A 26,500-nucleotide genomic window follows, 5' to 3' on the forward strand; every position below is an offset into this window, starting at 1 on the left:
CCTTATCCAGCATCCATGCGACTGACGCTGGCACACGCCAGTTATCCCGTCTCTAGAAATCGTAGCTCAAAGAGAGTCGCACATTACGCGGCGCCCCCCACCAGGCCTGACTGTAGAAGCCTACCTGGTCGTAATATTCCTTATCGAACAGGTTATTCAGGTTCAGCTGAGCACTGAGGTCCGGCGTAAATTCATAACGCGCCATCAGATCAACTACGGAATAACTGCCCTGTGACACTCGGGTTGTACCATTCGGCCCACGGGTATTGCGGTAGATATCACTCTGCCAACGCACACCACCGCCCACGCGCAACGCACGCCAGTCATCCGCGAACTGGTAGCTGGTAAACAGTTTCGCCTGCTGACGCGGATGGGTCGTGTTCATATGGTCCCCCTCGGCGGTTTTAGGACTTGCCAAAGTATAGCTGGCATTCAGGTTCCAGCCCGGTGCCAGACGACCGACCAGCTCTGCCTCAAAACCTTCCACGGTGGCACCCTCAGTGGCCCTATATGCCTGTGTATCGGGGCGACCATTCACCGTTTCTCCGGGGATCGCTTCTCCCAACCCGTCCTGCTCGCTGCGGAAGACCGCCAGGTTAAGATCAAGTTCCTCTGCCAATGAAGCCTTCAAACCAACTTCATAGTTGCGCCCGGTGATCGGGTCCAGCAGGGAGCCATTGGCAGAGCGGACATTCTGCGTCTGGAAAATTTCCGTATAGCTGACATAGCTACTGAAGCGATCATCAAAATCGTAGATCAACCCCGCATAGGGCGTGAGTTCGTTACTATAGGAGTAGCTGCGGTGGTCACCGTAATAGTCCTGCTTCAACTTCCAGTCACTGAATCTCATGCCCGCTACAAGGTGCAGAGGGTCGGCCAGAGACAAGCGAGTGACACCATAAGCCCCTGTTTGTACCAGCTTGCTGTCATCGACACTGCCATAGGCGCCCCACTCGGGTTCAACCACAGGGTCACCCTTGCCATCGAAGTAGCCACCAATACCCGGCGCGGCCCCCGCCGGTGAGGCTAAACGCATATCCAGATCATCCTGCGTACGCACCCAGCCGAAAGCAGCTTCATGCTCTCGGCCCCAAAGCTCAAAGGGGCCCTCTGCAGTAAAGTGCAGATCCTGACGACTGCGATCTCCTCGATAATTGGCAAAATAGGCTGTCATGCCCTCGCCTGTTTCCTGATCAGGAAAACCGCCCCGGAACAGGTAAGACAGACCATAGTTGCCATCGTCATAGCTATAGGCCGCACGCAGTCGCCAGCCATTATCCAGGTAGTGGTTCACATCCATGAAGGCACGTGTGGTTTCGTTAAAAAAGCGAGACCAGTCCGTATTGTTGCTGGCCGAACGGTCAAAGTCGGTCAGACTGCCGTCAGCATAAAACATGGGAAAACCGGCACCGGCGCCATCCGTCTGGTTGTGCTGGTACTCTATCCCCAGGCTGACATCGGTTCGGGCCGTGAGCTGTGAATTGATGACACCGTAATAGGTTTCCTTGTCATGCTCCATGCCATCCACATGCGTGTCCTGCTGATCCTGGACGGCTATGAAGCGCGCAGCGGTTCGTCCCGACTCACCAAAAGGCGTGGATACGTCTGCGACCACTCGACGCTTGTCCCAGCGTCCGATATCACCACTGAGGCTGGCAGCCGATTCCAGTAGTGGTTTCTTGCGGATGAAGTTGACACTGGCAGAGGGATCTCCGGCCCCGGTGAGAAGACCTGTTGCACCGCGAACAACCTCAATGCGGTCATAAATGGCACTGTCCCAGTCAGTATCACCAAAATTCCAGTAGCCCTGAATGGGGGTCATCAAGCCGTCGAACTGGTAAGTGCTGATTGAGTAGCCACGGGCAGAATAGTTAAAGCGGTTACTGTCACTCCGGGTCATCGAGACACCGGGGGCACGGTGCATGATGTCACCGCTGGTATTGAGCCCCTGGTCTTTTATCTGCTGGTGTGTGAGAACGCTGACAGCCTGAGGGGTCTCCTTGATAGAGAGCGGCAAACTGGTTGCAGTTGTACTGGCGCCAGGGGCATAACTGTCTCGCTGCTCTGAGTCAGCCGATAGCTGACGACCTGTTACAACAACCGTATCCTGCTCAAGCTGAGTCGTTTCAGCCAATACAGGCGTACTGAGCAAGAGAGGGGCTGTGAGTACGCTGAATCGGCCAGCACGCCTGTGTGATAAGGGATCAAGAAACATAGAGCTACTTCTCCAAACCGCATTGAATATCCTGTTGCTTCCGTCCCCATTGGGGTGAGTTATCGGGTCGAAAGCCACCTTGAATAAGAATTGTTATTATTTAACACTCAATGCGGTTTGAGCTATGCCAGATGACAGAATGTCTATTCAGGCGCATAAGGTTTACCTGATGAGCGAGCTGGGAGCAACGCCAAAATACTTGCGAAAGGCGGTGGTGAAGTTGGTGGCATAACTGTAACCGGAGAAGTTGGCCGCCTGTTGCACACTGAACCCTTGCAACAGATATTCCCGTGCCCTTTGCAGGCGCTGCTCCTTGATGAAATCGAATAACGTGTGGCCATAACAGGCCTTGAACTTGCTGCGCAAGCTACTGGGGCTCATGGCAGCAACCTGTGCCAGCTCACTTAAGCTGTAGCCTTCTTGAGGGCTGGCCACAATCAGGTCACGTACCCGCTCCAGACGCAGGCGTTCCTGGGGCGGTAAACGAACATCTTCTGATTTTGCGGATGAATTATCGAGCACCAGCCCTTTAGACAAAATCTGCAGACTCAGGCCTTCCAGATACATCTGAGAAAGGTTCATATCGCCCCGAAATTGCATCAGCCCCTGATACAGATATTCAGGCAAACGCCAGACGGTCCAGCCGCTTTTTCGTTGCTCTGGTACCTGTAAGTGAGCCAATGCAGCCTGATCAAGGCTCAGGGTCAGCACTTTGAGATTCTGGCCGCTCAACTGAAGCGCATCCAATTGCATTTCACGTTCCAGGCTCAGCGTAAGTGCCATTTTCTCTCTTAGTTCAACGCGCTCCTGACCTAGGCTCAGACTGACGCTCCCCTGAAGCATGATAATGATATTGAGCGGTGCCGGATCCAACGAACTGGACGCGTAGGTCTCCATGACCTGAACATTCGAGTAAACCAGTTGCATACCCGAACGCAGGCTCAACTCCCTTACCTGCCCTTCAAGAATATTGCTGGAACGGAGTGCATCCGGAAAACGGTAATCCAGTGCATAACGCTTGCCGAATGTGAGCAGGTCCTGATCAGTGAAAGTACGGGTATCGAATACACCCGCTGAATGGCTGTACTGCATAGATGGTTTCACAACTAAGGTGGGGATTTAACACCATCCTAGCCTAACCAAAACAATGAATGCAAATACAAACGATTATCAATTAATATCACTAAATTGAAGCCAGCCTTTTTACTTCACTTCGAGCCCAAACCTGGCAAGTATCAACCGCACCAGAAAAACCGTGCCGGCTCCTGCACTCAGATATCCCGTCCATAGCGCTAGCCCAGGGCCAAGACGCCAGTAGGATACCGACAACGTCAAGGCAACCAGTAGCAGTAACCAGGCCAGCCAGAACAGCACTTTCTGCCTCCGAGCGGTGATTTTAGAGCGCGCCAGTGCCAGTAACTGAAACCCGCCAATGGACAGGACCAGAATTGCCAGATGCAGCATCATGCTGTTTGCTCCTGCCGTGCAAACCTGAAGGCCAATGCCGCCATCATGAATGATGCAATATCAAACCCCACGTACAGCCAGTCGCCATTCATCCAGGCGGTCAGCCCTCCTCTATCAGTTGTAACCATATTCAGTACGGGAAGCCCCAGCAGCAGCACACCTGCCAGCCACCATTGCTCTCGCCATGCCTGTGTACGCGGCCGTATGACGGCATGTACAAACATCAGCAGCCAAACCATAAACAGCCCGTGGATTTCCCAGTCTGCGCGCGCTGGCAGCGTGTTTGGTAAAATGCGGTTGAGCCAGAACAGACCCAGCAGCGCCACAGGAAACCCGGCAAGAGTGGCGATGTTAAGCGTGTCGACCAGAGCGAGACCTATGCGAGAATGATCCGCTTTCTTGCGCCGCTTGTTGGTCCAGAGTACTAGGCCTGTGGCCAGCATGCCGCACCCAGCCCCTCCCAAAAGCACGTAAAGCCATCGGCCCGGCCAATCGGCAAAACGCCCCAGATGCAGTCCCAGCAAAATGCCGTAGCTATCGTAGGCAGGTGCTGAAACCTTTTCTCGCAGCAACTCCCCCGTCACGGCGTTAAGCACCATGAAAGGCGGATGCCCTGATACACCCAAAATATCCGGTTGATCGCTGTGTGCTTGCAAAAGAATTTTGGCATTCCTGTCCCCGGGGTTGGCAATCTGAACACGCCCCAATTCAGCCCCTTGCCAGTGCGTTTCAGCTTTCGCCAACAACTCAGACCATGACAGCATAGAGGCCCGTTCATCTGAGCCTGGTTCAGCAGGCAAAAATGCAAATACATCCGTGATCAGATGTTGGCGCTGTTCCCGCTCCGGAAAGGCCTTTTCCACTCCCCAGGGGATGAACAACATCATCAGAGTAACCAGACCGGTGTACGTGATCATCAAGTGAAACGGCAAGGCCAGCACCGAAAAACCATTGTGAGCATCCAGCCAGGACCTCTGGCCCTTTCCCCCACGAAAAGTGAAGAAGTCCTTGAAGATTTTCTTGTGCGTTATAACCCCGGTAATGAGTGCAATCAGCATCATCATGGCCGCAATGCCAACCAGATATCGGGCAAACAGCACCGGTAAGTAGTGCAGCTGAAAATGGAACCGGTAAAAGAAATCTCCACCACGGGTATCTCTGACGTCTACCCTTTCACCATCCGCTGGATTCAGCAGGGCCTGCCCCCGTCCGTCGGGCCCTCGCCAGCTCACATCAAGCAGCGGGTCTCGTGATCCCGGCAGTGTTATGGTCCAGAAACTCGCCTCCGGTGCCGCCTGTTGCAGGTATAGATGGGCCTGTTCAAGCGCAATACTTGAAGGAATCGGCTCGACGATGAAAGGTCGCTCGGGCTGCATCCACAGGGTTAGCTCCTGACGAAAAAAACTCAGTGTCCCGGTCAGGAAAATAACAAACAGCAACCAGCCCAACAGCAAACCGGTCCACCGATGCAGCTGAGCCATACGTTGGCGTACACGTGCTCCCAAAGGCGCAATCACAGACCCACTCCATTGTTCAAGTAAATCAGTATCAGCGCAGGCGGCACCAACCCCAGGCAGGCATTACGCAAACTGGCGGCAACAAACACCCAGATCACCGTCGCGGAAAAAACAGCAAAGCCGAGCAGCATGCCGGTTACAACCGCTTGCTCCGGGGACCAGGCCAGCGCCAGAACCGCTGTACTGAACCAGCGCGTCAAAAGAAATCCGCCCAGCAATGCAACCTGTGTTCTGAGCAAGGGTTCAAGGTAAAAACGAGATATGGCTGGCATGTATCTGTCCTTGTGCGGCTATTGCCTTACATCCATTAAAAAACCGCTTGAGTCTAATAACGGGTTTGAACGGATGCAGCAGCCAGCTAAAGGCTTTGGCAAAGAGAATAGGCGTTACGTCAGATCGGATAACTGGAGTGTCATTTACGCAACTCTCTCCTGTGTTCGAGACAACCAATGGCTATTTTCGGTCAAGCGCCCGGCTACGACTTTCTGATAATATGCCGTGCTGATTGCCTGGCCCTGGGGCCAGCTTGTTTAGCCGATTCACGCCACCCGACAACGCAAAGGACGCTCATCTTGTCTACCCATCACAAAGCCGATTTGCTGTTACTGCTGACAACGCTGCTGGCCGCAGCTGGCTGGATCTTCTCGCGCGAGGCGGTTCAGGGATTCGCCCCGCTGTTATTTATGGCGTTGCGTTTTACCTGTGCGGGACTGATTATTGGTGCCCTAGGCTGGACAGCGCTGCGTGCACTTACACGCCCCGAGTGGAAGAGCGCCTGTCTGGTTGGCAGCTTCTTCGGTGCCGCCCTCACCTTCTGGATACTGGCGTTGGAGATGACAACTCACGTAGGGGTAGGTGCTTTCCTGACCGGGTTGGGGGTCGTACTCGTGCCGCTTATCAGCTTACTCTTTGGTGAACGCTCCGGCCCGTATGTGTTTTATTCCATTCCGGTTGTGATTGCGGGACTTGCCTGCCTGTCATTGGATAGCGAATTCCATATGGGGTTGGCGGAGGTATTCTTTCTCCTCTCAGCGCTATTGTTTTCGCTGACGTTTATTCTGAATAGTCGTGCAGCGGCACGCTTGCCCATACTGCCGCTGACTGCCATTCAGTTGCTGATTACAGGCCTCATAACCGGCGTGATTTCGTTGCTCCTGGAAGAATGGAGCTTCGACCAGACCCCCGAGATTTGGGGCTGGCTTATTGCCAGTGCGTTGATAGCGACCAGCCTGCGTTTCGCGGTACAGACCAAGGGACAAAGTCTTGCACCGGCAAGCCACACAGCCATCATCATGACACTTGAGCCAGTCTGGACCGCACTGCTGGCGGCACTCTGGCTGGGTGAATCCATGAGCTTGCTACAATTCAGTGGCTGCGCATTGATCTTCTTTGCCATGCTGGTGAACCGCTGGCCCGCCGTACGTGCCTGGTTGCGCCCTTCACACAAAGAGCAACCGGCCAACACACATTAATCCACAGGCGCTACGCCGGTCCTCTGTGCTAGTCTGAAAGCATTGGGAGCAAGTGCTCCCTTTCCCTCCGACAGCACGCGAGACAGGGATAATGGATTACGACCAGCTGCTGATCATCTTCATTCTGCTTGCCACTATGGCGATGTTTATCTGGGGTCGCTGGCGCCATGATATGGTCGCTGGTGCAGCCCTCCTGGCCTGTGTAATGACCGGGCTGATTGATGCTTCAGACGCGTTCCTCGGCTTTGCCCACCCCGCCGTGGTAACCGTCGCTTGCGTGCTGGTGCTCAGTCGGGCTCTGCAGGTATCGGGGGCTGTGGATATTCTGGCGCGCCATGTACTGCCCAAACAGGCAGGGACCACGCTCAGCCTGGCCGCCCTGACCGGGCTGGGGGCCTTTCTGTCCGGCTTTATGAACAACGTGGGTGCCATGGCACTGTTGATGCCGGTGGCAGTGCAACTATCTAGCCGGCTGAGCCTCACACCCGGCCAGGTGCTGATGCCACTGTCATTCGGCACCATCCTGGGGGGCATGACCACGTTGATTGGCACGCCCCCCAACCTGATTGTCGCCGGCTTTCGCAGCGAAAGTATCGGCCAGCACTACGGCATGTTCGACTTCACGGCGGTCGGTCTTTCCGTCGCACTCATATGTGTACTGTTTATCGCCCTGCCCGGCTGGCGTCTGGTGCCGGCGCGCAAACAACCCGGCAGTGAAAGCTTTGATACCGGTGCCTATATCACTGAGGTCCGCGTTCCAGAAGACAGCAAAGCCTCGGGCATGCATCTGCGCGAAGTGGAACGGGAACTGGGCGAGGCCGAAGCACTGATCATCGGGCTGATTCGTAACAACGTCCGTATGCACGCCCCTGCTTCCAACCGACGCATCAAAAGCGGCGATATTCTGGTGATCGAAGCTGAAGTTGAAGCACTGACCGCAATGCTTAGCGCGCTCGGACTGGAGCTTGAAGAAGCGGCTTCGGCAGCCGAAATGGAAGAGAAGAGAAGTGCCGATAACGAAGAGGAAACTGACACCCACGATAGCGAGGATGAAGCCGAGGAAGAGACCACCGAAGCAAACAGTAACGGCGACGGCATGGGTCTTATGGAGCTGGTAGTGCGCACAGAATCCTCGCTGCAGGGTCGCTCGGCACGGGATATCCAATTGCGCGAACGGTACGGGCTCAACCTGCTGGCAGTATCCCGTGAAGGCTCTCGTTTCCGGGCACGACTGCAGACATTGAAAATCAAGCCGGGCGACCTCTTGCTGGTACAAGGCCCTGAAGAATCGCTAACGGAGTTTGCCGCAGATACCAGCTGTATCCCGCTGGCCGAACGTGAGTTACGCCTTCCTGAGCCCGGCCAGGCTCTGAAAGCCAGCTTGATCATGGTTGCTTCAGTAGCTGCTGCGGCTTTTGCGCTGTTGCCCACAGCCATCGCCTTTGCAGCCGGTGTTCTTGCCTCCATGGCACTGCGCACTCTGCCCCTGCGTTCCGTTTACACTGCCATCGACTGGCCCGTGATTGTATTGCTGGGAGCACTCATGCCGGTCGCCGCCGTAATGGAAAGCACCGGCACGGCTACACTGATATCAGAATACTTGATGAACTATGTAGCCCAGGGCAATGAGCTGGTTGCACTTGGCCTCATTCTGGTACTGACCATGGTGATTTCCAGCGTGGTCAACAATGCAGCGACGGCTGCGGCCATGTGCCCCATTGCGCTGGGAACAGCCGCAACACTGGGCGTTAGTGCGGATGCATTTCTGATGGCCGTCGCCATCGGCGCTTCCTGCGCCTTTTTAACGCCCATTGGCCACCAGAACAACACGCTGATTCTGGGACCGGGTGGTTTCCGGTTCGGTGACTACTGGCGTATGGGGCTGCCGGTCTCGATTCTGGTGGTGATTGTCAGTCTACCGTTGTTGTTGCTGGTCTGGCCGTTGTAATCTGTGCGCTTCCCCCGAACTCTGTATGAGGTCTGCCATGAAAACACCTATCCGTTTCGCCATTACCGGTCTTGCCTTGTCTTTGGCAATGACCCAGCCGGCCCAGGCAGGCCTGGATGACCTAATCAAGCAGGGCGAAGAGATCCTCAAAGAACAAACCGGAACCGGCAGTAGCGGTACCCCCGTCCCGGCGGGTGTGGACACTGATACATTGGCCAAGGGGCTCAAGGAAGCCCTGCGTGTAGGCGGTGAACGCGCCATCGACGCCCTGGCCGCCAACGGTGGCTACGCTAACCATGCCGATGTTCGTATTCCCATGCCGGGCATGCTGGATACCGTTGCCGGTCTGATGCGTGACTATGGTCTGGGTTCACAGGTGGATGCCTTTGAAGCCAGCATGAACAGTGCTGCAGAAGAAGCCATCAGCGTGGCCACGCCCGTGTTTGTCGATACTCTGGAGCAGATGACGCTGGATGATGCCAAACGTATCTACTCCGGCGGCGACAGTGCGGCCACCGAATACTTTGACGACAAGACCCGTGAAGAACTGACCACCCGCATCAAACCTCTGGTCGAGCAGGCCATGGATAAGGCGGGAGTGACTCAGGCCTATAACCTGCTGGTCAGCGCAGCCGAAGATCAGGTGCCGATGGTGAAAGGTTTCAGCCCCAACCTGGGCGAGCATGTCACTGAATCGGCACTGGATGGACTCTTCCTGCGCCTGGCAGAAGAAGAAAAGAAAATTCGCGAGAACCCGGTCGCCCGTACCACCGACCTGCTGGAGACGGTATTCGGACAGTAATCACAAACCTGACCGAGGCCGGTGTTTAACCGGCTTCGGTCTGTTCAACCGGTAGTGTTTACCACCACCCGGTCACGGCCCTCATCCTTGGCCTGATACACCGCATCATCCACCCGCTGAATAACCTGTTCCAGGCTAGTGTCAGTCTCCAGTAATTCACTCACACCCAGGCTGATGGTCACATTGAGTGCCTGGTCCAACTCGGCGACTACACCCGTGGATATATGTGTGCGAATACGCTCGGCCGTCTGTGCCGCTCGCTCGGCTGTCGTACTGGGCAAGACAATCATAAACTCTTCGCCACCAAAGCGCGCCAACAGGTCATTTTCGCGCAGATCCTGACGGCACAAATCACATAAACAGCGCAGCACGCGGTCACCGGTCAGATGGCCAAAGCGGTCATTGAGCTGCTTGAAATGATCCAGGTCGAACATGATCAATGCCATGGGGTGGCGATAACGGCGATAGGCACCAAAGTGAAACTCCAGCACTTCCATCAGCCGGCGACGGTTGGCCACGTGGGTCAGCAGGTCGGTCTGGCTGGCCTCAAGCAGTTCGTCTTCCAGTTGTTTGCGTCGGGTAATATTGCGCGCCACCCAAATAACTGCTCGCTCACCATCCACCAGACCGGGAAAGGGCTGCACATGCCCTTCAAACCAGAGCGTGCCACCGGGACCAGCACTGTTCTCCAGCCCTTTGACCTGCTGGGATGACAGCGGATATTCCACCTTGAGCAGGCCGTTCCGGTGCAGGGCTTCCTGGATATGCTCCATAATCGATTCAGCCACCTCTGCAGGCATGACATCCCGAACAGAAGCCCCCAAAAGGTCCTTGGCATCATGGTAATACTTGGGATCAGCATGGCCGTAAAGGCCAGCATAGAGGCCGGTTTCCGTCAGCACGAACACCGGATCGGGCAGTGCATTCAGCACCACCAGCATCTGGTCGCGGTCCAGGTACACGTTTGGGTACTCCGCAGGCAATTCCTTTGCCTTGATAATAGCAGGCACTTACTCCGGCAACGTACCACCGTAGACAATAAAATGGGGATTGAGTGTTTCGGAGGTGTCGGCATAGCTGAGCTCCCCACCTTCCGGCGTCAACAGCTGCCCACCGGCCGCGTTGATAATGGCGTGTGAAGCGGCCGTATCCCACAGACAGGTTGGCCCCAACCGCGGATAGAGATCGCCCTTGCCCTCAGCAACCAGACACAGCTTGATCGAACTTCCCATACGGATAAGTTCGTATTCACCCAAGGCTTCCATCCAGGCCAGGGTATGCGGCCCCAGGTGTGAGCGGCTGGCAAAAACTTTCCAGGGTGTGCCCGGTTGGTGAGTACTGACCTGCATATTTTCAGAGCGGCCCTCGGCATCGACACACAACGCGCCCACACCTTCAGCTCCCTTCCACAGGGTTGCCAGTACCGGTGCAAACACGATGCCCAGCACCGGACGCCCCTGTTCTATCAGCGCGATATTCACGGTGAACTCGCCATTGCGCTTGATGAACTCCTTGGTGCCGTCCAGCGGATCCACCAGCCAGTAACGCCCCTGCGCATCCGGTCCTGCAAAATCATCCACTGCTTCTTCAGACAGAACCGGCAACTGAGGCTGCAACTGGCTCAACCCATCAAGAATGACATCGTTCGCCGCCAGATCCGCTCGGGTCAGGGGCGAGTCATCCGCCTTGTGCTCAACGCCGAAATCCTCCTCACCGTAGACCTGCATAATGGCATCACCGGCGCGGCGGGCGATATCGTCAACCTTTTGCAGCAGTTCTTTCAGCGCCAAGGATGTAGTGGGCATTGGGACTCCTTAAGGATGGATGGATCTTCAGTACCAACCTTATCACGAAGTACTCAGGAGCTCAGGCCACTGACGCCTCCTGCGACCGCAACGCCAGCAGGTGTCTGGCCATTTCAACAAACCCAAGGCCACCTTCCGCCTCGGTTTTAAACGTTGGCAGTGTTTTAAGCCAGTGCCGGCTGTGTTCAATATTGGCTACCCCGACACTCAATGGCAGTGCGCGAAACATGGGCTCGTCATTGGCGGAGTCACCGATACAGAGTACCTGCTCACTAATGTGCTCTGCCTGCAGACCCCTGACATCGGTAAAGTAACGCTCGGCAGCACGCCATTTGTTATGATCACCGGCCCAAACGTTGAGGTGGATTGAGCTGGTTGAATAATTCACCTCAAAAGCATCCAGCACTTCACAAAGCTGATCAATCTCTTCGAGACTTAGCTCAACTGCCTGCCCAATATCGATGGCAAAATCGGTCAATCGTAACGGCTGATCAGCAGCCAGCCTGGCACGTGGAACCTGGGTTAATGCCGCCTTCACGGCCGCTTCAAGCTGCAAGCGCCGCTCCTGCCTTTCGGCATCAGGTAGCCAGAACTCTGTGCTGAGCTTCATGCCTTCCAGCTGAAAGCGAAAAGCACCACCTTCACCAATCAGGGTTTGCACAGGCAGCAAGCGAACAAGAGCATCACACCAACCCGCGCAGGCTCCGGTAATAGGCACTACCGTAATGCCGGCATCACGCAAGGCATAGAGAGTATCCAGGGTACCCGGCAACAACTGCCCCTTATAGCTCAGGGTGTCGTCCACATCAGTCAAAATGTAACGCACCCCTATCGCCTGGCGTCGAGATAACTGCTGTATGGCTTTCATCAGTCAATCAGCCTGCCTTGCTCATCAAAGAATGGGTGAGGGCCATCGCAATCCCCCACATGGCTTTGGTGGCTCAAAATCATGCCGCTTTGCGGGTGCAGATAGATCAACCGAATCATGGCGGGCTCCAGCGTAAAGGAGGACGGTGCCTCCGGCGTCAGATCCAGAGTGACTGCATGGTTGTGCGCCGAACCCACGTAGACCGGCCGGCCGCACCAGATGAACTCCACCGGACGATGCAGATGCCCGCACAGAATCAATTCCACCTGCGGATGACGCTGAAGCGCGACCGCCAGTTCATCACTTCCATGCAAACGCTGCACATCCATATGGTCCAGCCCCACCGCGACTGGCGGGTGGTGCATAAACAGTAAAGTGCGTCTCTCCGGTGCCTGACTCAACGCGGTTTCCAGCCAATCCCGGCGCACGCCATTCAGTTCTCCATGAGGCTTGCCCGGTACACTGGTATCCAAACCGACAAGACGCAGCGGCAAGCCCTCGATGACATAACTCAGGTGCGTATCGGCCTGAAAAAGATAGCTGTGATCGGCAAAGCCATCACGCAATGCCTGACGCTCATCATGGTTGCCCGGCACGAGATAGAACGGCATTTGCAGGCGATCCAGCGCCTGCCGCGCCTGTCGGTATTCCTCGGCCCGGCCGAAATCCCCCAGATCACCGGTGATCAAAACCAGGTCCGGTTGCGGGCGCATGGCATTCAGGTGCTCGACAGCCCGTTGCAGCTTGGCAAAGGTGTCCACCTTGCCGGCGTAAGCGGTTTTACCGCCGGCCTTGATATGCAGGTCGGTCAGTTGTGCGATGATCATTCAAATACTCTCCGCCCTACGATCGAGTACGATCATCTGTTCCGGGCGAATCTGTAACCCCACCTCCTGACCGATTTTGAACTCAGAACGACCATCGGTATCGATAACGACCCGTTCGTGGTTGGCACCTTTTACCCAAATTCGATTGCGATCACCGATAAACTGGGTCTGATGTACCTGCCCCCGAAGCCCGGCATTAGCGCTATTGATGACTTCGATATCTTCAGGCCGGCAATAGACTTTTCCTTGCCCGTCCGCCAGCGAAACGCCTGAAAGCACACCGCCAGGCAGACGCATGTCTGAACAGCTGACCTGCCCTTCAAAGGTGTTGATCTGACCGATAAAGTCGGCCACGAAGTCATTCTGGGGTGCAAAGTAGATCTCTTTAGGCGAACCGATCTGGGATACACGGCCATGATCCATCACTACGATACGGTCACCCAGCGCCATTGCCTCATCCTGGTCGTGGGTCACGTAGATTGCGGTAATTCCCAGGCGGCGCAGCAAACTATTGATATCCGCTCGCAAGCGGTCACGCAGGATGGCATCCAGCGCCGTCAAAGGCTCGTCCAGCAGCAGCACACGAGGGCTGGTGATGAGGGCACGTGCCAGTGCCACACGCTGACGCTGTCCACCGGATAACTGATCGACACGGCGATGTGCCAGCGTGCCCAGCTCCATCATCTCCAGCATTTCACTGACGCGTTGTTTGACCTCAGCCGCTTTCACTTTCTGCACTTTCAGGCCGTAACCCACGTTTTCAGCCACGGTCATGTTGGGAAAAAGTGCATAGGACTGGAACACCATGCCGACATTTCGTTTCTCGATAGGCGTGTGGGTAACGTCCTCATCATCAAAGAGAATACGGCCGCCGTCGTCCGGAAACTCCAGCCCGGCAATCAATCGAAGAGTGGTGGTTTTGCCGCAACCGGATGGCCCAAGCAGCACCAGAGTCTCTCCGGCCTGTACCGATAGATCGAGCGGGTGAAGCGCGAGAGTGCCGTCAGCAAAGGTTTTGGTACAGCCTTCCAGACGGATGGAGGCGCCATGTTCATTGATGTTCATGATTGAGTCCTGCAAACGCGTAAATATTTAAAACAAAACGGGTAACCGCATCAGGCGTGGGGCTTGCGTAATCGCGAGCCGCTCCACTGAACACCGATCATCAACGGCAGCAACATGACCAGAAAAATCAGTGTGTAGGCACTGCTGATCTCCAGTCGCATGGACGCATAGGCATCTGCCAAACCCACCGGCAAGGTCTTGGTAAGCGGGGTGTGCAGCATCCAGGTCAGATTGAACTCGCCCACCGACAGGGTCAGGGTCATCAAGGCACCACTGATAATGCCGCCCTTACAGTTGGGTACCACCACATCGATAAAGCGGCGGAAGAACCCGGCGCCCAGACTGGCCGCGCCCTCTTCCAGTGTTCTGAAGTTAATGCTGTGCAACACCGCCAGCACCGCGCGTACCATGAAAGGCAGGGTATAAAGCACATGCCCGATCAGGATGAACAGCCAGCTGGTACGAAGACCATGAACACCGCCATAAGCGATGATCAGCGCCAGCGCGATGGCCAGGCCAGGAATTGCCACGGGCAGCACGATGAGCTCTTCAAACACCCGAGCCCAGCGGCTGTTGGACGACGCCAGATAATACGCCGCAGGTACGCCCACAATCAGGTTGATCAGCAGCGTCGCCAGTGCCAGCTGTAAAGTCAGCCAAATCGTATCGCTGTACAGCGCCAGCACTTCCTCGACCCAACGCAAGGTAAGGCCGCTGGAAAGGCCCTGGAAATAGTTATTGGTCAGCCCGGCAGCGACAGACATCAGCACAGGCACCAGCATGAAAGCACAGATCAGCAGAGTAAAAGCCAGCTGCAGATAAGAGGACAGGGATCGTTTCATAAGGGGCTCCTCAAGCCGCAGGTGTTGTGTTGGCACCGGAAACCGAGCGCGCCAGCAACAGTACCAGCCAGGTAATCAGCCCCAGCAGAATGCTCAATGTTGCTGCCATGGCCACATTGGCGCCCAGAGTGAATTCTGTGTAGATGGTCATGGGCATCACGTTGATACCACTGGCCAATGCGAAGGCGGTGCCGAAAGCCCCCATGGAGGTGGCAAAACAGATGGCACCACTGGCGATAAGCGCCGGTTTCAATGCCGGAATAATAACGTCCAGCAACACTCGCAACCGCGATGCCCCCATGGAGCGCGCCGCCTCTTCCAGCATCACATCCATCTTTTCCACGGCTGACATCACCGTCATCAAAACGCGAGGAATCGAAAAATAAATGTAGCCAACAAAGAGCCCCACTATGGTGTAGGCAAACGTCCAGCGCGAACCGTCCAATATCAGCCCCAATTCAGCACTTAACCCCTGACGACCGCCCAGCATAATCACCAGAAAACCAACCACTACGCCGGGAAAGGCCAGCGGAAAGGTCAGTAGTGACACCAGCGTTGACCGGCCGGGAAAGCGATTTCGCGCCAGGAACATGCCTACCACCAAGGCGATAGCCAGCGTCGTCAGCGTCGTTGCAATCGACAGCATCAGCGTCTGCAGCAGGCTGTTCAGATAACGGCTATCGGTCAGGGCATACCAATAGGTCATGCTTCCCTCTTCACCGCTTATCGAAATAAGGATTAGCCTGCCCATGGGAATCAGGAAGAAGGCACAGGTAATGATGATCACGGGCAGCATCATCAGATACAGAGGTTGGTTCAATCGCGGGGACATGGGTGTTCTCAACAACAGGAATCAAGAGGAGACCGGACACAGCTCCGGCCTCCACAGGTCAATCAGTTCACCTGATCAAGGTAGCGTTTCTGGAAATCCCCCTGTACCTCGGCCATCTTCTTGTAATCGACGGGCTTGGCACGGGCATACTCAGACGCAGGCAGGAACTTGGCTTTCACAGCTTCAGGCATGGCATCAGGACGAACCGGTCGCAAGAAAGCGTTGGCCCAGACTGACTGCCCCTTGTCGGACAGTACGAAGTCCAGAATCTTGCGACCCTTGTCCGGGTTGGGTGAATTTTTCACCAGGCTCATCACATACGGAACGACAACACTGCCCTCTTCAGGGATGACAAACTGGATGTTGGCACCATCCTTGTATTTGGCGCGGTATGCGTTGAAATCGTAATCCAGCATGATCGGAATCTCGCCAGAGAGCACACGTGAGTAGGCTGTCTGCTTGGGCACGATGGGGTTGTTCTGCTTCAGCTTGGCAAAGTAATCAAGGCCAGGCTCAAAGTTATCCAGATCACCACCCAGTGCGCCATTAATTGCCACGGCACCGGCATAGCCGACAAAAGCGCTGGACGGGTCCAGGTAACCGATCATGCCCTTGTAGGTTGGATCAAGCAGGTCCTGCCAGCTCGTTGGTACCGGCTTGCCGTCCAGCGCATCCACATTCACGAACAGGCCAATGGTGCCGGAGTGAATGGTGAACCACTCGCCATCAGGGTCCTTCAGACCTTCCGGAATCTGGTCCCAATTTGCCGGCTTGTAGGCTTCAGTCACACCTTTCTCGGCAGCCGTAATACCAAAAGAGACGCCGTAGTAGGCCACGTCTGCCACCGGGTTATTCTGCTCAGCCAGCAGCTGGGACAACGTCTGGCCCGAGTTTTTGTTGTCGAACGGGATGCTGTAGCCCAGCTCTTCTTTGATCACTTTGAGCTGAGTACCCCAGTCCGCCCACTGCGGCGGACAGTTGTAACAGATGGCATCGGCAGCCTGGGCCGTACCGTTCAGGGTGCCCGCCGTGACGGCCAGGGCGGAGGCCAACTTGAACACGCGTTGTTTAAGCATCGTCTTTACTCTCATCAAGCGATTGAAGGTGTGGATCAGGGATGTTGCCGGAATCGGGGTCAGGCATTTCAGATACAGCAGCCAGCGTACCGCCCTCCATCAAGTGGTAATCTAGCTTGCGGCCGGAATTGGAGGAGGTGTCATGTATCTGGGCCATGAGCAAATCAACAGAAGCGCTGCCGATTTCAAGATTGGGCGTTCGCACACTGGTAAGCATCGGCTGGCGCAAGGCACCCGCCTGGATGCCATCAAAGCCGACAATGGAGACATCACCAGGAACCGAGCGCCCCATGGCTTCCAGTTGGGCGATAGTCGCCAGAGCAAGCAGGTCGTTGGAGCAAAACCAGGCTGTCGGATGGCTTTCCTTCTGGCTGTAAATACGGGACAGGGACTCTTGCAACCCTGTGGCGTTGACTGGGTCCACTTGAACAAGGTGCGCCAGCTCCACTCCCGCGTATTTGAGCCCTGCAAGAAAACCCGCATAACGGTCACGCGCACGGTCTGTACGCATGAAGTCACCTGACACCATGCCTATACGGGTATGACCCAAAGCCTGAATGCGGGTCGCCACTTCAGCAGCTGCACGAAAGTTGTCCACGCCAATAAAGCCGGCGACACGCTGACGTGGCACGTTATGCATCAAACAATAAGGCACGCCAGCCTCATCCAGGCGCTCCAAAGCGGCGCTTGATGTTGCATCGTTAACCGTCAGCAGAACACCATCTACCTGATAGGCCAGCAGGTTTTCAACAGCACTTGATTCAAGCGCATCATCGTAATCAGACGACAGAATCAGCGGTGTGTAACCAAGTAACCGCGCCTGTTGCTGCAGGCCCGCGGCCGTTTCGGCAAATACCGGGTTAGTAAGACTGGGAATGATTACTCCCAGAGTTCTGTTACTGGCCGACTTGAGTGCCCGCGCTGCCATACTTGGGCGATACCCCAGGGCCTGAACAGCCGCCTCAACCCGCTCAACGGTTTCTGCACGTATTGCCCCCTTGTTGTTGATGACACGGGACACAGTCGCAACGGACAAACCGCAGTGCTGAGCAATATCCTTGATTGTGACGGCCTTGGCCATGGGCTACCTCCTTAAGTTCTGAAGGCACTATAGATTCCGTTTTTTACACCCCTGTTAACGTTTAACTACAATATGTAAACGTTTACATCACCATCACAAGACACCTCACCTATAAAGACCTGCCACAGAGGCGCACCTGCCTGTCTCAACAGTGCATGCTTATATCGAATCCGTTTTTGCCGTATAAAAGCTAATGAGATATCCCGGGAGTACCTCCGAGCAGGAACAGCGAAGGGTCGGCCCCACGAACCTAGTCCCTTCAGACCTTGTGGCGTCATACCGGAGGATCGAGTATCTGTTACTTCTAATCCGCTAACTGATGGAGATCCACATGTCCACGACGAACGAAGTTGTTGTACTCAGCGCAGCCCGCTCCGCAATCGGCTCATTCGGGGGCGGCCTGAGCCAGCTGGAGCCGGCCGAACTGGCTGGCCAGGTAATGAAGGCATCCATCGAACGCTCCGGTGTTGATCCTCAGACGATCAACTATGTCGCTTCCGGTCACTGCATCCCCACCGACTCCCGCTTTGCCTATGTCGCCCGCGTTGCTTCCATCCAGGCCGGTTTGCCGATGGACTCTGTCGCCATGGCGGTGAACCGTTTGTGCAGCTCCGGCCTGCAGGCTGTGGTATCTACCGCTCAAACCATCATGCTGGGCGACTATGAATACGGTATTGGCGGCGGTGTGGAAGTGATGTCCCGCTCCGGCTACCTGTCCACCGCCATGCGCAGCGGCGCCCGTATGGGCGATACCAGCATGATCGATATGATGGTCGCGACCCTCAGCGATCCTTTCGGTGCCGGTCACATGGGTATCACGGCGGAAAACCTGGCCGAGAAATGGGGCATCAGCCGTGAAGAGCAGGACGCCTTTGCTGCCGAATCCCATCGCCGTGCCGCAGCGGCCATTGAAGCCGGTCGCTTCAAGGACCAGATCGCTCCTGTCAGCATCAAGACGCGCAAGGGCGAAACCATCATCGACACCGATGAGCACGTAAAACCTGGCACCACGGCTGAATCCCTGTCCGGCATGCGCCCTGCGTTCAAGAAGGATGGCACCGTCACCGCCGGTAACGCCTCCGGCATCAACGATGGTGCTGCCTACCTGGTACTGGCATCAGCCGATGCTGCCAAACGTGATGGCCACAAGCCAATCGCGCGCATGGTGTCTTATGCACTGGCCGGCGTTTCCAACGAAATCATGGGGGAAGGCCCAATCCCGGCCTCGCGTCTGGCACTGCAGAAAGCAGGCCTGAGCCTGGCACAAATGGATGTAATCGAATCCAACGAAGCCTTTGCCGCTCAGGCACTGGCCGTGGCCAAAGGTCTGGAGCTGGATCTCGACAAAACCAACCCCAACGGCGGCGCCATCGCATTGGGTCACCCTGTAGGCTGCTCGGGTGCCTACATCGCAACCAAAGCCCTGTTCGAGCTGCAACGCATTGAAGGCCGCTACGCGCTTGTCACCATGTGTATTGGTGGTGGTCAGGGTATCGCGGTTGTGTTTGAGCGGATGTAAGCTGAAGCGAAAAGAGGACTCCCGACACCGGGAGCCCTCTTTATAACGAGCCTTAAGCCATTAACTTGCCAGCTGCGCCCTCAATACATGCTTCTGCAGCTTACCCGTCGATGTTTTAGGCAACGCGGGTGTAAAGATCACCTTCTTCGGAATCTTGAACCCTGCCAGATGCTCACGGCAATGTGCCAGCACATCATCTTCTGACAACTCATCAGCCCCCTGCTTGACCGTAATGAAGGCACAGGGAATTTCACCCCAGTGTTCATCCGGTGCAGCTACCACGGCGGCTTCCAGCACCGAAGGATGGTTGTAGAGGGCGCTTTCGACCTCCAGGGTCGAAATATTTTCACCTCCGGAAATGATGATGTCCTTGGAGCGGTCCTTGATCTCGATATAGCCATCAGCATGCCAGACGCCCAGATCGCCAGTGTGGAACCAGCCGCCGGAAAACGCTTTTCGGGTTTCATCGGGGTTGTTCAAATAGCCCTTCATTACCGAATTGCCACGCAAGAAAACCTCACCGATGGTCTGGCCATCCTGTCGCACCGGCTGCAGCGTGTTCGGATCGGCGACCATCATGTCCGACATGGTCAACGACGGAATGCCCTGACGGGACATCTTCTGTGCCTTTTCCTTCGGGTTCAGCTGGTGCCACTCATCCTGGAAATCGCAGACCACACTGGGACCATAGGTCTCGGTCAGACCATAAAGATGAACAACCTTGATGCCCATTTCTTCCATCGCTTCGATGGTCGCCGCTGGTGGCGCGGCACCACCCGTAGCGGCGGTCACCTGCTGCTCAAACGGTAGCTTCTGCTCTTCGGGGGCATTGATCAGCATGTTCAGCACGATGGGCGCGGCACAGAAGTGGGTCACGCCATGCCGGGCCAAGGCTTCGAAGATCGGTTTTGGATGCGGCTGACGCAGGCACACATGGGTACCTGCCACCGCCGTGACCGCCCAGGGATAGCACCAGCCATTGCAGTGGAACATCGGCAGCGTCCACAGGTAGACAGCGCCATCCGGAAGGCCGAAGCCGACCACGTTGCTCAACGCACTGAGGAAAGCACCACGGTGGTGATAGACCACGCCCTTGGGATTGCCGGTGGTACCGGAGGTATAGTTCAGCGCGATTGACTGCCATTCCTGCCCTGGTAACTCCCACTCGAAGTCGTCATCCCCGGTTGCCAACAGCGCATCGAAAGCCATGTCACCGATCAGCTCGCCCCCCTCAAATTGGGGGTCGTCCACATCGATCACCCTGGGCTTAGCATCACAGCCCGCCAGCGCCTCCCTGGCACGGTCGCTGTATTCACGGTCAGTGAAGAAGACTTTGGCCTTGCCGTGGTTGAGCATGAAGGTCATCGTCTTGGCATCGAGGCGGGTGTTCTGAGCATTGAGCACCGCACCCAACATGGGTACGGCGAAGTGCAGCTCCAGCATCTCGGGGATGTTGGGTAGCAGCGCCGCGACCGTATCGCCCTTCTTCACGCCCAGCTTGCGCAGCGCCGAAGCCAATTTCAGACAGCGCTGATAGGTCTCCTGCCAGGTGCGCTTGATATCCCCGTGGATCACAGCGGTCCGATTGGGATGCGCCAGCGCAGCCCGCTTAACGAATGTGGTTGGGGTCAGTGCCGAGAAGTTCGCCTCGACAGGGTCAAGGTCCTGCTCAAACATGTTTTCCATTTTCTTATCCTTATTATCAAGAGCACGGTGTTTGCTAATGTGGTGACGCGCCGGGTATCAGAGGGCGAAGCCTCCCAGCTTGGTTTCCAGATACTCCTCAATGCCCTCTTGCGCACCTTCACGCCCCAGCCCACTGTTCTTCATGCCGCCAAAGGGCGCCGCTGCGCTGGTGGGGTTGATATCGTTAATACCGATGATGCCGAACTCCAAGGCTTCGAATGCCTTGAACGCATTGGACAGGTCGTTGCTGTAGACATAGGCCGCCAGCCCGTATTCGGTGTCATTGGCCATGGCCAACACATCGTCGTCATCCTTGTAGATAATCACCGGGGCCACCGGGCCGAAGGTTTCCTCGCGGTAGATTTTCATCTCCGGCGTCACGCCCGCCAGCACTGTGGGTGCGTAGAAGGAGCCGTCAGCCAGGCCAGCGTCCGTCAGCCGCTGGCCACCGGTGTACAGGGTCGCGCCCTTGGCAATGGCGTCCTGCACCTGGCTATCTACCTTGTGCAGCGCCGCTTCGTTGATCAGCGGCCCGATGCTGTTGCCTGCCTCAAAGCCACTGCCGGCTTTCAGTCGAGCGGCCCTTGCCGTCAGTTCGGCGAGAAACGCCTCGGCATGTTTCTCATGAACGAAGATGCGGTTCGGGCTGATACAGGCCTGCCCGGTATTGAGGAACTTGACCAGTGACAGCCCCTTGGCCGCATGCACGGGGTCCGCATCGGGGAAGACGATGGCCGGCGCATGACCGCCCAGCTCCATCGATACCCGCTTCATGTTGGCCGCCGCTTGGGCATTGAGCTTTTTGCCCACCGCGGTGGAGCCGGTGAAGGTCAGCTTTTTAATGCGCGAGTCGGTACAGAAAGCATCGCCTACCGGTGCCGGGTCGCGGCAGGTGATCACATTGATCACGCCCGCCGGGAAACCGGCTTCCTCGAACACCTCCGCCATTGCCTTGGCACAGAGCGGCGTATGCTCCGCCGGCTTGAGCACCAGTGTGCAACCGGCCGCCAGTGCCGGCGCCAGCTTGCGGGTGATCATCGAGATCGGGTAGTTCCAGGGGGTGATCGCGCCGACTACACCAACCGGTACCTTCTGGGTGATGAAACGCTGGTTAGCGCGAGCAGACGGAATGGCCTGGCCGTTGATGCGCTTGGCCTCTTCAGCGAACCAGAGCAGGAAATCGGCGCCGTACTGCACCTCGTTCAGTGACGCCTTGAGCGACTTGCCCTGCTCCCGCGTCATCAGCTCGGCCAGCTCCTGCTTGCGGCTGAGCATGATCTCCCAGGCACGGTACAGCAGGCCTGAGCGTTCATAGGCGGTGGTCTGTTTCCAGCTTTTCAGCGCTTCGCTGGCGGCCGCGATGGCCGCATCGATATCTTCCGGCGTGCAATCGGGCACTTCGCCGATCACTTCACCGTTGGCGGGGTTGGTGACCGGGAAATGGCTTCGTTCAGTCAGCCAGTGTCCATTAATGTACATACTCTCTCCGTTAACTGCTGGACCCTGTTAGAGCGCCGTTTCCGGCAGGGCCATGATGGAGTCTTCACCCGCCTTTACCGAAGCCAGGTAACCGGCACAACGCGACAAAATGTGGTCGATAAAATACTGGGCGGTGACCTGCCTGGTCTGCAGAAATTCACCGCCCTCTTCACTGGAGGCCAGCAGGGCCGACTTCACCATCAGCCAACCGGCAGTGACGGTGGAGGTGAGCATCAGGAAGTCGAACGCTACCGAGCCGACAAAATGCTCATTGGCACTGCTGTCCAACACCAATTGCAGTGCCTCTTCCAGTTGCTGGATTGACTGTTCAAAGGCTTGCACCCGCTGCTCATCCAGTGCGGAGACAGTGCTGGTGGCTTCCGCCGTCGCTCGCATGTCTGCCAGAAGTTCCTGCATGGCCAGACCACGATCACGAATGGTTTTACGACCGATCAGGTCCAGCGCCTGAATACCGTTGGTTCCTTCGTAGATCGGCAGAATGCGGGCATCGCGGTATAACTGGGCCACACCGGTCTCTTCGATAAAGCCCATGCCGCCATGACACTGCACGGCCAGCGAAGTGACCTCCTGGGCAATCTCCGTGCACCAGCCCTTCACCAGCGGTGTCAGCAGATCGGCACGGCGCTGATAATAGCTACGCTGCTCGGCATCAAGCTCAGCATGCTTGGCATAATCGACCGCCACGCAGCCGGAATAGGCCAGGCCACGGCCCGCCTCGGTCAAGGCTTTCATGGTCATCATCATCCGGCGCACATCGGGATGACGCACAATCGGTGAAGGCTCAAGATCGCCCGGCGCCGTGCCCTGAATACGCTCGGCAACATAGCTGCGTGCCATTTGCAGCGCACGCTCGGAGACTGCGACTCCCTGCAAGCCAACGGTCAGGCGGGCGTTGTTCATCATGGTGAACATGCAGGCCAGCCCCTGGTTCTCCTGGCCCACCAGATAACCGAGCGCACCGCCGTTCTCGCCATAGCTCATGACGCAGGTCGGGCTGGCGTGAATGCCCATCTTGTGTTCCAGCGACAGAGCGTAACAGTCGTTGCGCTCGCCCGGATTACCATCGGCATCGGGAATAAACTTGGGCACGGCGAACAGGGAAATGCCTTTCACCCCCGCCGGCGCGTAAGGCAGCCGAGCCAGTACGAGATGGACGATATTCTCGGCCATATCGTGCTCACCCCAGGTAATGAAGATCTTCTGGCCCGTGATGCGATAATGGTCGCCTTCGGGACGTGCCTGAGTACGAATCGTCGCCAGATCCGACCCCGACTGGGGCTCGGTCAAATTCATGGTGCCGGTCCACTCGCCGCTGATCAGCTTCGGCAGCAATAGCTGTTTCAGTGGTTCGTCGGCATTTTCACTGAGCGCCTCGGTGGCGCCCTGAGACAGCAGCGGACAGAGCCCCCAGGCCATATTGGCCGCGTGGATCATCTCCTGTACCGGGATGGCCAGCGAGAATGGTAACGCCTGACCACCCTGCTCGGCATCAAACTGCAGGCCGGCCCAGCCCCCTTCAATGTACTGCTGGTAGGCCTCTTTGAAGCCGTCCGGGGTCTGGACGCAGCGACCTTCGTCCAGCTGTACACCGGTTTCGTCACCGCTGCGGTTCAACGGTGCGATGGCGTTACCGGCGAATTTGGCCGCTTCTTCCAGAATCGCCGCCACCACATCGGGCGAGGCATCCTCGTAATTGCAGGCCTTGGCCATCTCGTCGAACCCGGCCAGACTTCTCAGTGCGAACTCCATGTCGCGGGTGGGTGCTCTGTACTCGCTCATGCTGCCTGCTCCCTTAGTCCATGTACTGGCCGCCGTTCACGGACAGATTGGTCCCGGTGATAAAGCCGGCGTCTTCAGCTGTCAGGAAGGTAACGGCCCGAGAGATTTCGTCCGGCTGCCCAAGGCGGCCCACGGGAATGCCGGCAACAATGCTTTCCAGCACCTTTTCCGGCACCTGGCGTACCATCTTGGTATCGATGTAGCCCGGAGATACCGCATTAACGGTTACGCCCTTACGTGCGCCTTCCAGAGCGATGGATTTGGTGAAACCGTAAATGCCGGCCTTGGTCGCGGCATAGTTGCACTGGCCAAACTGGCCCTTTTCACCGTTCAGTGAGGATATGTTGACGATACGGCCAAAACCACGCTCGCACATGCCTTCGAATACCTGGCGGCTCATGTTGAACATGGAGTTCAGGTTAACGTCGATCACCTTGCTCCACTGCTCAACGCCCATTTTCTTCAGCGGGGCATCGCTGGTGATACCGGCGTTGTTAACCAGAATATCGATGGCGCCGTGCTCGGCCTCAACCTTCTGTACGAACGCCTGGCAGCCTTCATAATCCGCCACATCCAGCGGATACAGTTCGACCGCATAGCCCTGACTTTTCATGGTTTGTTGCCAATCCTGTGCCTGAGCGGTGGCCTGCTCATTCGGCAGATGGGTACCGATGACCTTGCGCCCCTGATCAACCAGCGCCTGACACATGGATGTTCCCAAGCCACCGGTCGCGCCGGTTACCACTGCGATACGATTCGTCATGATTTTTTCCTTCTTATTGTGAATGGCTTACTTCAAAAGTTTCTTGATTGCGGAAGACTGGGAAACCGTCCCGTCCGATGTGTACTGTTCGCTGCGCTGTTCGATCTTTGGCAGCTCGTAGAGGTAATTCACCATCAGGCCAGCGGACTGCTTCAAACCTTTCTGAGACACATCGCCCATCCAGTTCAGCCGTGCCACCTTGGCGCCATTGCTGAGATGGAAATGGGCGACGGGGTCCTGTGCGCGCGTGCCCTTTTTGCATTGGCAAAGGTAGGCCGCGGCCAGTTTAGTCAGCGCCTCCTGGCGGATTTCCATGGATTCATTGGCTTCGATAACCGAGACCACCCGCGGTGATGGCAAACTCAGCCACTGCTCTCCGCCAGGCAATTCACACAGCTGTGCAGCCGGACAGTTTTCCAGCCAGCGAGCAAACCCCGGAATGGGCGACAAGGTGGCGAACTGCTTCAGGTGCGGGAATTCACGGCTGAGCTTCTTCACCACCTCCTTGATCAGGAAGTTGCCAAAACTGATCCCGGCAAGCCCCGGCTGGGCATTGGAGATGGAGTAAAAAATCGCGGTATCGGCACTGTCGATATCCTGGGTCGGCGCGTCCTCATCGAGCAGCTTCTGGACACTGCCGGCCAAACCACTGACCAGGGCAACCTCGACAAAAATCAGCGGCTCATCCGGCATATTGGGGTGGATGAAGGCGAAACAGCGGCGGTCGGAGTCCAGCCTGTTTTTCAGGTCGCTCCAGCTCTGGATCTCGTGCACGGCCTCATAGGCGATCAGCTTCTCCAGCAGTGCCGCACTGGAGTTCCAGCTGATCTCCTCCATCTGCAGAAGCCCCACATCGAACCAGGTCGCCAGCAGTTCTTTCAGGTCCGCTTCCAGTGACTCCAGCTCGCTGTGTTCCTGCTTGAGTCCCAGCAGCTCTTCGCGCATATCCACCAGGAATTTCACCCCTGAGGGAACCCCCGTGAACTGCTTAAGCAGGCGGTTATGGGCCGGCTCCAGAGCCTTGCGCAGCTGATGAGCTTTACGTGCACGCTCGCCATTAAGCGCGCTCTGCCAGCCGCTGATTGCCTGCTCAACGCCTGCATCATCAATACCGTATTCCTCGGCCAGCATGCCGAGAAAGCGGACCTTGCCGACCTGCGAAAGATTCAGGTACATCCGCCCCAGCATCGCCGCCCGATTGCGCGCCTCTACCTGCCCGGCATGGGCATCCAGGCAATTATCGACCCACTCACGCACACGCCCCAGGTCCGTTTCAGGCAGGTCCGGATCCAGTCCCATGATGTCTGGCACGGCTCTGCGACCGGCAACCGCTTCAAGCCCATAGGGAACAAGCTTTTTGAATGCCCTTTCAAACAGGTTTGCTGGCTGAGTCTGCATAACGGAACCCCCTCCTGGAGAGTGCTTGTTGTCATTGT

General features: G+C 56.6%; 23 protein-coding genes. 4 read left to right on the plus strand and 19 right to left on the minus strand.

What is annotated here, in order from left to right:
• Positions 1–52: 52 nt before the first annotated feature.
• From fauA to O3C79_RS15975, 5 genes are all read right to left on the minus strand, one after another.
• Positions 53–2,215 (minus strand): TonB-dependent alcaligin siderophore receptor FauA, encoded by a 2,163-nt coding sequence (gene fauA / locus O3C79_RS15955; RefSeq protein ID WP_494383897.1) that lies wholly within the window; start codon positions 2,213–2,215, stop codon positions 53–55.
• Between the two features lie 162 nt (positions 2,216–2,377).
• Entirely contained in the window at positions 2,378–3,307 is a 930-nt protein-coding gene (locus O3C79_RS15960; protein WP_494383898.1) for an AraC family transcriptional regulator, read from the minus strand.
• 111 nt (positions 3,308–3,418) lie between these two features.
• On the minus strand, positions 3,419–3,682 hold the full coding sequence (locus O3C79_RS15965; protein ID WP_494383899.1) for a DUF3325 family protein: 264 nt from the start codon (positions 3,680–3,682) through the stop codon (positions 3,419–3,421).
• Positions 3,679–5,163: a PepSY-associated TM helix domain-containing protein gene (locus tag O3C79_RS15970; RefSeq protein WP_494385803.1), complete on the minus strand. Its 1,485-nt coding sequence runs from the start codon at positions 5,161–5,163 to the stop codon at positions 3,679–3,681. Before O3C79_RS15970 ends, O3C79_RS15965 begins: the two co-directional genes overlap by 4 nt.
• Positions 5,164–5,195: 32 nt before the next feature.
• Positions 5,196–5,471 carry a hypothetical protein gene (locus O3C79_RS15975; protein WP_494383900.1) on the minus strand — a complete coding sequence of 92 codons (276 nt, stop codon included), beginning with the start codon at positions 5,469–5,471 and terminating at the stop codon, positions 5,196–5,198.
• Positions 5,472–5,771: 300 nt separating this feature from the next.
• On the opposite strand from O3C79_RS15975, the gene O3C79_RS15980 reads away from it, so the two are divergent.
• From O3C79_RS15980 to O3C79_RS15990, 3 genes are all read left to right on the plus strand, one after another.
• Positions 5,772–6,671 (plus strand): DMT family transporter, encoded by a 900-nt coding sequence (locus O3C79_RS15980; RefSeq protein WP_494383901.1) that lies wholly within the window; start codon positions 5,772–5,774, stop codon positions 6,669–6,671.
• 91 nt (positions 6,672–6,762) lie between these two features.
• On the plus strand, positions 6,763–8,619 hold the full coding sequence (locus O3C79_RS15985; protein WP_494383902.1) for an SLC13 family permease: 1,857 nt from the start codon (positions 6,763–6,765) through the stop codon (positions 8,617–8,619).
• A gap of 37 nt (positions 8,620–8,656) precedes the next feature.
• Positions 8,657–9,421: a DUF4197 domain-containing protein gene (locus tag O3C79_RS15990; RefSeq protein WP_494383903.1), complete on the plus strand. Its 765-nt coding sequence runs from the start codon at positions 8,657–8,659 to the stop codon at positions 9,419–9,421.
• 44 nt (positions 9,422–9,465) lie between these two features.
• On the opposite strand, the gene O3C79_RS15995 is transcribed toward O3C79_RS15990, so the two are convergent.
• From O3C79_RS15995 to O3C79_RS16035, 9 genes are all read right to left on the minus strand, one after another.
• Positions 9,466–10,383 carry a GGDEF domain-containing protein gene (locus O3C79_RS15995; protein ID WP_494383904.1) on the minus strand — a complete coding sequence of 306 codons (918 nt, stop codon included), beginning with the start codon at positions 10,381–10,383 and terminating at the stop codon, positions 9,466–9,468.
• 48 nt (positions 10,384–10,431) lie between these two features.
• Positions 10,432–11,226: a 3'(2'),5'-bisphosphate nucleotidase CysQ gene (gene cysQ, locus O3C79_RS16000; RefSeq protein ID WP_494383905.1), complete on the minus strand. Its 795-nt coding sequence runs from the start codon at positions 11,224–11,226 to the stop codon at positions 10,432–10,434.
• A gap of 61 nt (positions 11,227–11,287) precedes the next feature.
• Positions 11,288–12,094 carry an HAD-IIB family hydrolase gene (locus tag O3C79_RS16005; protein WP_494383906.1) on the minus strand — a complete coding sequence of 269 codons (807 nt, stop codon included), beginning with the start codon at positions 12,092–12,094 and terminating at the stop codon, positions 11,288–11,290.
• The gene (locus O3C79_RS16010) at positions 12,094–12,921 is read right to left on the minus strand and encodes a phosphodiesterase (protein ID WP_494383907.1); all 828 of its coding nucleotides are present in this window, start codon (positions 12,919–12,921) and stop codon (positions 12,094–12,096) included. Before O3C79_RS16010 ends, O3C79_RS16005 begins: the two co-directional genes overlap by 1 nt.
• Complete coding sequence (locus O3C79_RS16015) at positions 12,922–13,986, minus strand: ABC transporter ATP-binding protein (protein ID WP_494383908.1); 1,065 nt, start codon at positions 13,984–13,986, stop codon at positions 12,922–12,924.
• Positions 13,987–14,036: 50 nt separating this feature from the next.
• Positions 14,037–14,828, minus strand: a complete 792-nt coding sequence (locus tag O3C79_RS16020; RefSeq protein ID WP_076460471.1) for an ABC transporter permease — start codon at positions 14,826–14,828, stop codon at positions 14,037–14,039.
• 10 nt (positions 14,829–14,838) lie between these two features.
• Positions 14,839–15,660 carry an ABC transporter permease gene (locus O3C79_RS16025; RefSeq protein WP_494383909.1) on the minus strand — a complete coding sequence of 274 codons (822 nt, stop codon included), beginning with the start codon at positions 15,658–15,660 and terminating at the stop codon, positions 14,839–14,841.
• Positions 15,661–15,722: 62 nt separating this feature from the next.
• Positions 15,723–16,736, minus strand: coding sequence for an ABC transporter substrate-binding protein (locus tag O3C79_RS16030; protein WP_494383910.1), 1,014 nt, complete (start codon positions 16,734–16,736; stop codon positions 15,723–15,725).
• Complete coding sequence (locus tag O3C79_RS16035; RefSeq protein ID WP_494383911.1) at positions 16,729–17,817, minus strand: LacI family DNA-binding transcriptional regulator; 1,089 nt, start codon at positions 17,815–17,817, stop codon at positions 16,729–16,731. Before O3C79_RS16035 ends, O3C79_RS16030 begins: the two co-directional genes overlap by 8 nt.
• Before the next feature lie 331 nt (positions 17,818–18,148).
• Here O3C79_RS16035 and O3C79_RS16040 point away from each other — a divergent pair, with 331 nt between their 5' ends.
• Positions 18,149–19,336, plus strand: a complete 1,188-nt coding sequence (locus O3C79_RS16040) for an acetyl-CoA C-acyltransferase family protein (RefSeq protein WP_494383912.1) — start codon at positions 18,149–18,151, stop codon at positions 19,334–19,336.
• Between the two features lie 60 nt (positions 19,337–19,396).
• Here O3C79_RS16040 and O3C79_RS16045 read toward each other — a convergent pair whose 3' ends face one another.
• Genes O3C79_RS16045 through O3C79_RS16065 form a run of 5 tightly spaced genes read right to left on the minus strand, consistent with a single transcriptional unit; the run spans position 19,397 to position 26,462 of the window.
• Positions 19,397–21,022, minus strand: coding sequence for an acyl-CoA synthetase (locus tag O3C79_RS16045; protein WP_494383913.1), 1,626 nt, complete (start codon positions 21,020–21,022; stop codon positions 19,397–19,399).
• A 57-nt stretch (positions 21,023–21,079) separates the two neighbouring features.
• A complete protein-coding gene (locus tag O3C79_RS16050; RefSeq protein ID WP_494383914.1) occupies positions 21,080–22,501 on the minus strand; it encodes an NAD-dependent succinate-semialdehyde dehydrogenase in 1,422 nt (473 codons plus the stop codon).
• Positions 22,502–22,528: 27 nt separating this feature from the next.
• On the minus strand, positions 22,529–24,301 hold the full coding sequence (locus tag O3C79_RS16055) for an acyl-CoA dehydrogenase (protein ID WP_494383915.1): 1,773 nt from the start codon (positions 24,299–24,301) through the stop codon (positions 22,529–22,531).
• A 13-nt stretch (positions 24,302–24,314) separates the two neighbouring features.
• Entirely contained in the window at positions 24,315–25,064 is a 750-nt protein-coding gene (gene phbB / locus O3C79_RS16060) for an acetoacetyl-CoA reductase (protein WP_494383916.1), read from the minus strand.
• A 27-nt stretch (positions 25,065–25,091) separates the two neighbouring features.
• Positions 25,092–26,462 (minus strand): malonyl-CoA decarboxylase, encoded by a 1,371-nt coding sequence (locus O3C79_RS16065; RefSeq protein WP_494383917.1) that lies wholly within the window; start codon positions 26,460–26,462, stop codon positions 25,092–25,094.
• Between the last annotated feature and the right edge of the window lie 38 nt (positions 26,463–26,500).

This window comes from Marinobacterium sp. NO-S09 (genome assembly GCF_059179545.1).

Coding starts and splice junctions, on each gene's coding strand:
- fauA (WP_494383897.1), bottom strand. CDS start 2,215: ATGTTTCTTGATCCCTTATCACACAGGCGTGCTGGCCGATTCAGCGTA.
- O3C79_RS15960 (WP_494383898.1), bottom strand. CDS start 3,307: ATGCAGTACAGCCATTCAGCGGGTGTATTCGATACCCGTACTTTCACT.
- O3C79_RS15965 (WP_494383899.1), bottom strand. CDS start 3,682: ATGATGCTGCATCTGGCAATTCTGGTCCTGTCCATTGGCGGGTTTCAG.
- O3C79_RS15970 (WP_494385803.1), bottom strand. CDS start 5,163: ATGGCTCAGCTGCATCGGTGGACCGGTTTGCTGTTGGGCTGGTTGCTG.
- O3C79_RS15975 (WP_494383900.1), bottom strand. CDS start 5,471: ATGCCAGCCATATCTCGTTTTTACCTTGAACCCTTGCTCAGAACACAG.
- O3C79_RS15985 (WP_494383902.1), top strand. CDS start 6,763: ATGGATTACGACCAGCTGCTGATCATCTTCATTCTGCTTGCCACTATG.
- O3C79_RS15990 (WP_494383903.1), top strand. CDS start 8,657: ATGAAAACACCTATCCGTTTCGCCATTACCGGTCTTGCCTTGTCTTTG.
- cysQ (WP_494383905.1), bottom strand. CDS start 11,226: ATGCCCACTACATCCTTGGCGCTGAAAGAACTGCTGCAAAAGGTTGAC.
- O3C79_RS16005 (WP_494383906.1), bottom strand. CDS start 12,094: ATGAAAGCCATACAGCAGTTATCTCGACGCCAGGCGATAGGGGTGCGT.
- O3C79_RS16010 (WP_494383907.1), bottom strand. CDS start 12,921: ATGATCATCGCACAACTGACCGACCTGCATATCAAGGCCGGCGGTAAA.
- O3C79_RS16015 (WP_494383908.1), bottom strand. CDS start 13,986: ATGAACATCAATGAACATGGCGCCTCCATCCGTCTGGAAGGCTGTACC.
- O3C79_RS16020 (WP_076460471.1), bottom strand. CDS start 14,828: ATGAAACGATCCCTGTCCTCTTATCTGCAGCTGGCTTTTACTCTGCTG.
- O3C79_RS16025 (WP_494383909.1), bottom strand. CDS start 15,660: ATGTCCCCGCGATTGAACCAACCTCTGTATCTGATGATGCTGCCCGTG.
- O3C79_RS16030 (WP_494383910.1), bottom strand. CDS start 16,736: ATGCTTAAACAACGCGTGTTCAAGTTGGCCTCCGCCCTGGCCGTCACG.
- O3C79_RS16035 (WP_494383911.1), bottom strand. CDS start 17,817: ATGGCCAAGGCCGTCACAATCAAGGATATTGCTCAGCACTGCGGTTTG.
- O3C79_RS16040 (WP_494383912.1), top strand. CDS start 18,149: ATGTCCACGACGAACGAAGTTGTTGTACTCAGCGCAGCCCGCTCCGCA.
- O3C79_RS16045 (WP_494383913.1), bottom strand. CDS start 21,022: ATGGAAAACATGTTTGAGCAGGACCTTGACCCTGTCGAGGCGAACTTC.
- O3C79_RS16050 (WP_494383914.1), bottom strand. CDS start 22,501: ATGTACATTAATGGACACTGGCTGACTGAACGAAGCCATTTCCCGGTC.
- O3C79_RS16055 (WP_494383915.1), bottom strand. CDS start 24,301: ATGAGCGAGTACAGAGCACCCACCCGCGACATGGAGTTCGCACTGAGA.
- phbB (WP_494383916.1), bottom strand. CDS start 25,064: ATGACGAATCGTATCGCAGTGGTAACCGGCGCGACCGGTGGCTTGGGA.
- O3C79_RS16065 (WP_494383917.1), bottom strand. CDS start 26,462: ATGCAGACTCAGCCAGCAAACCTGTTTGAAAGGGCATTCAAAAAGCTT.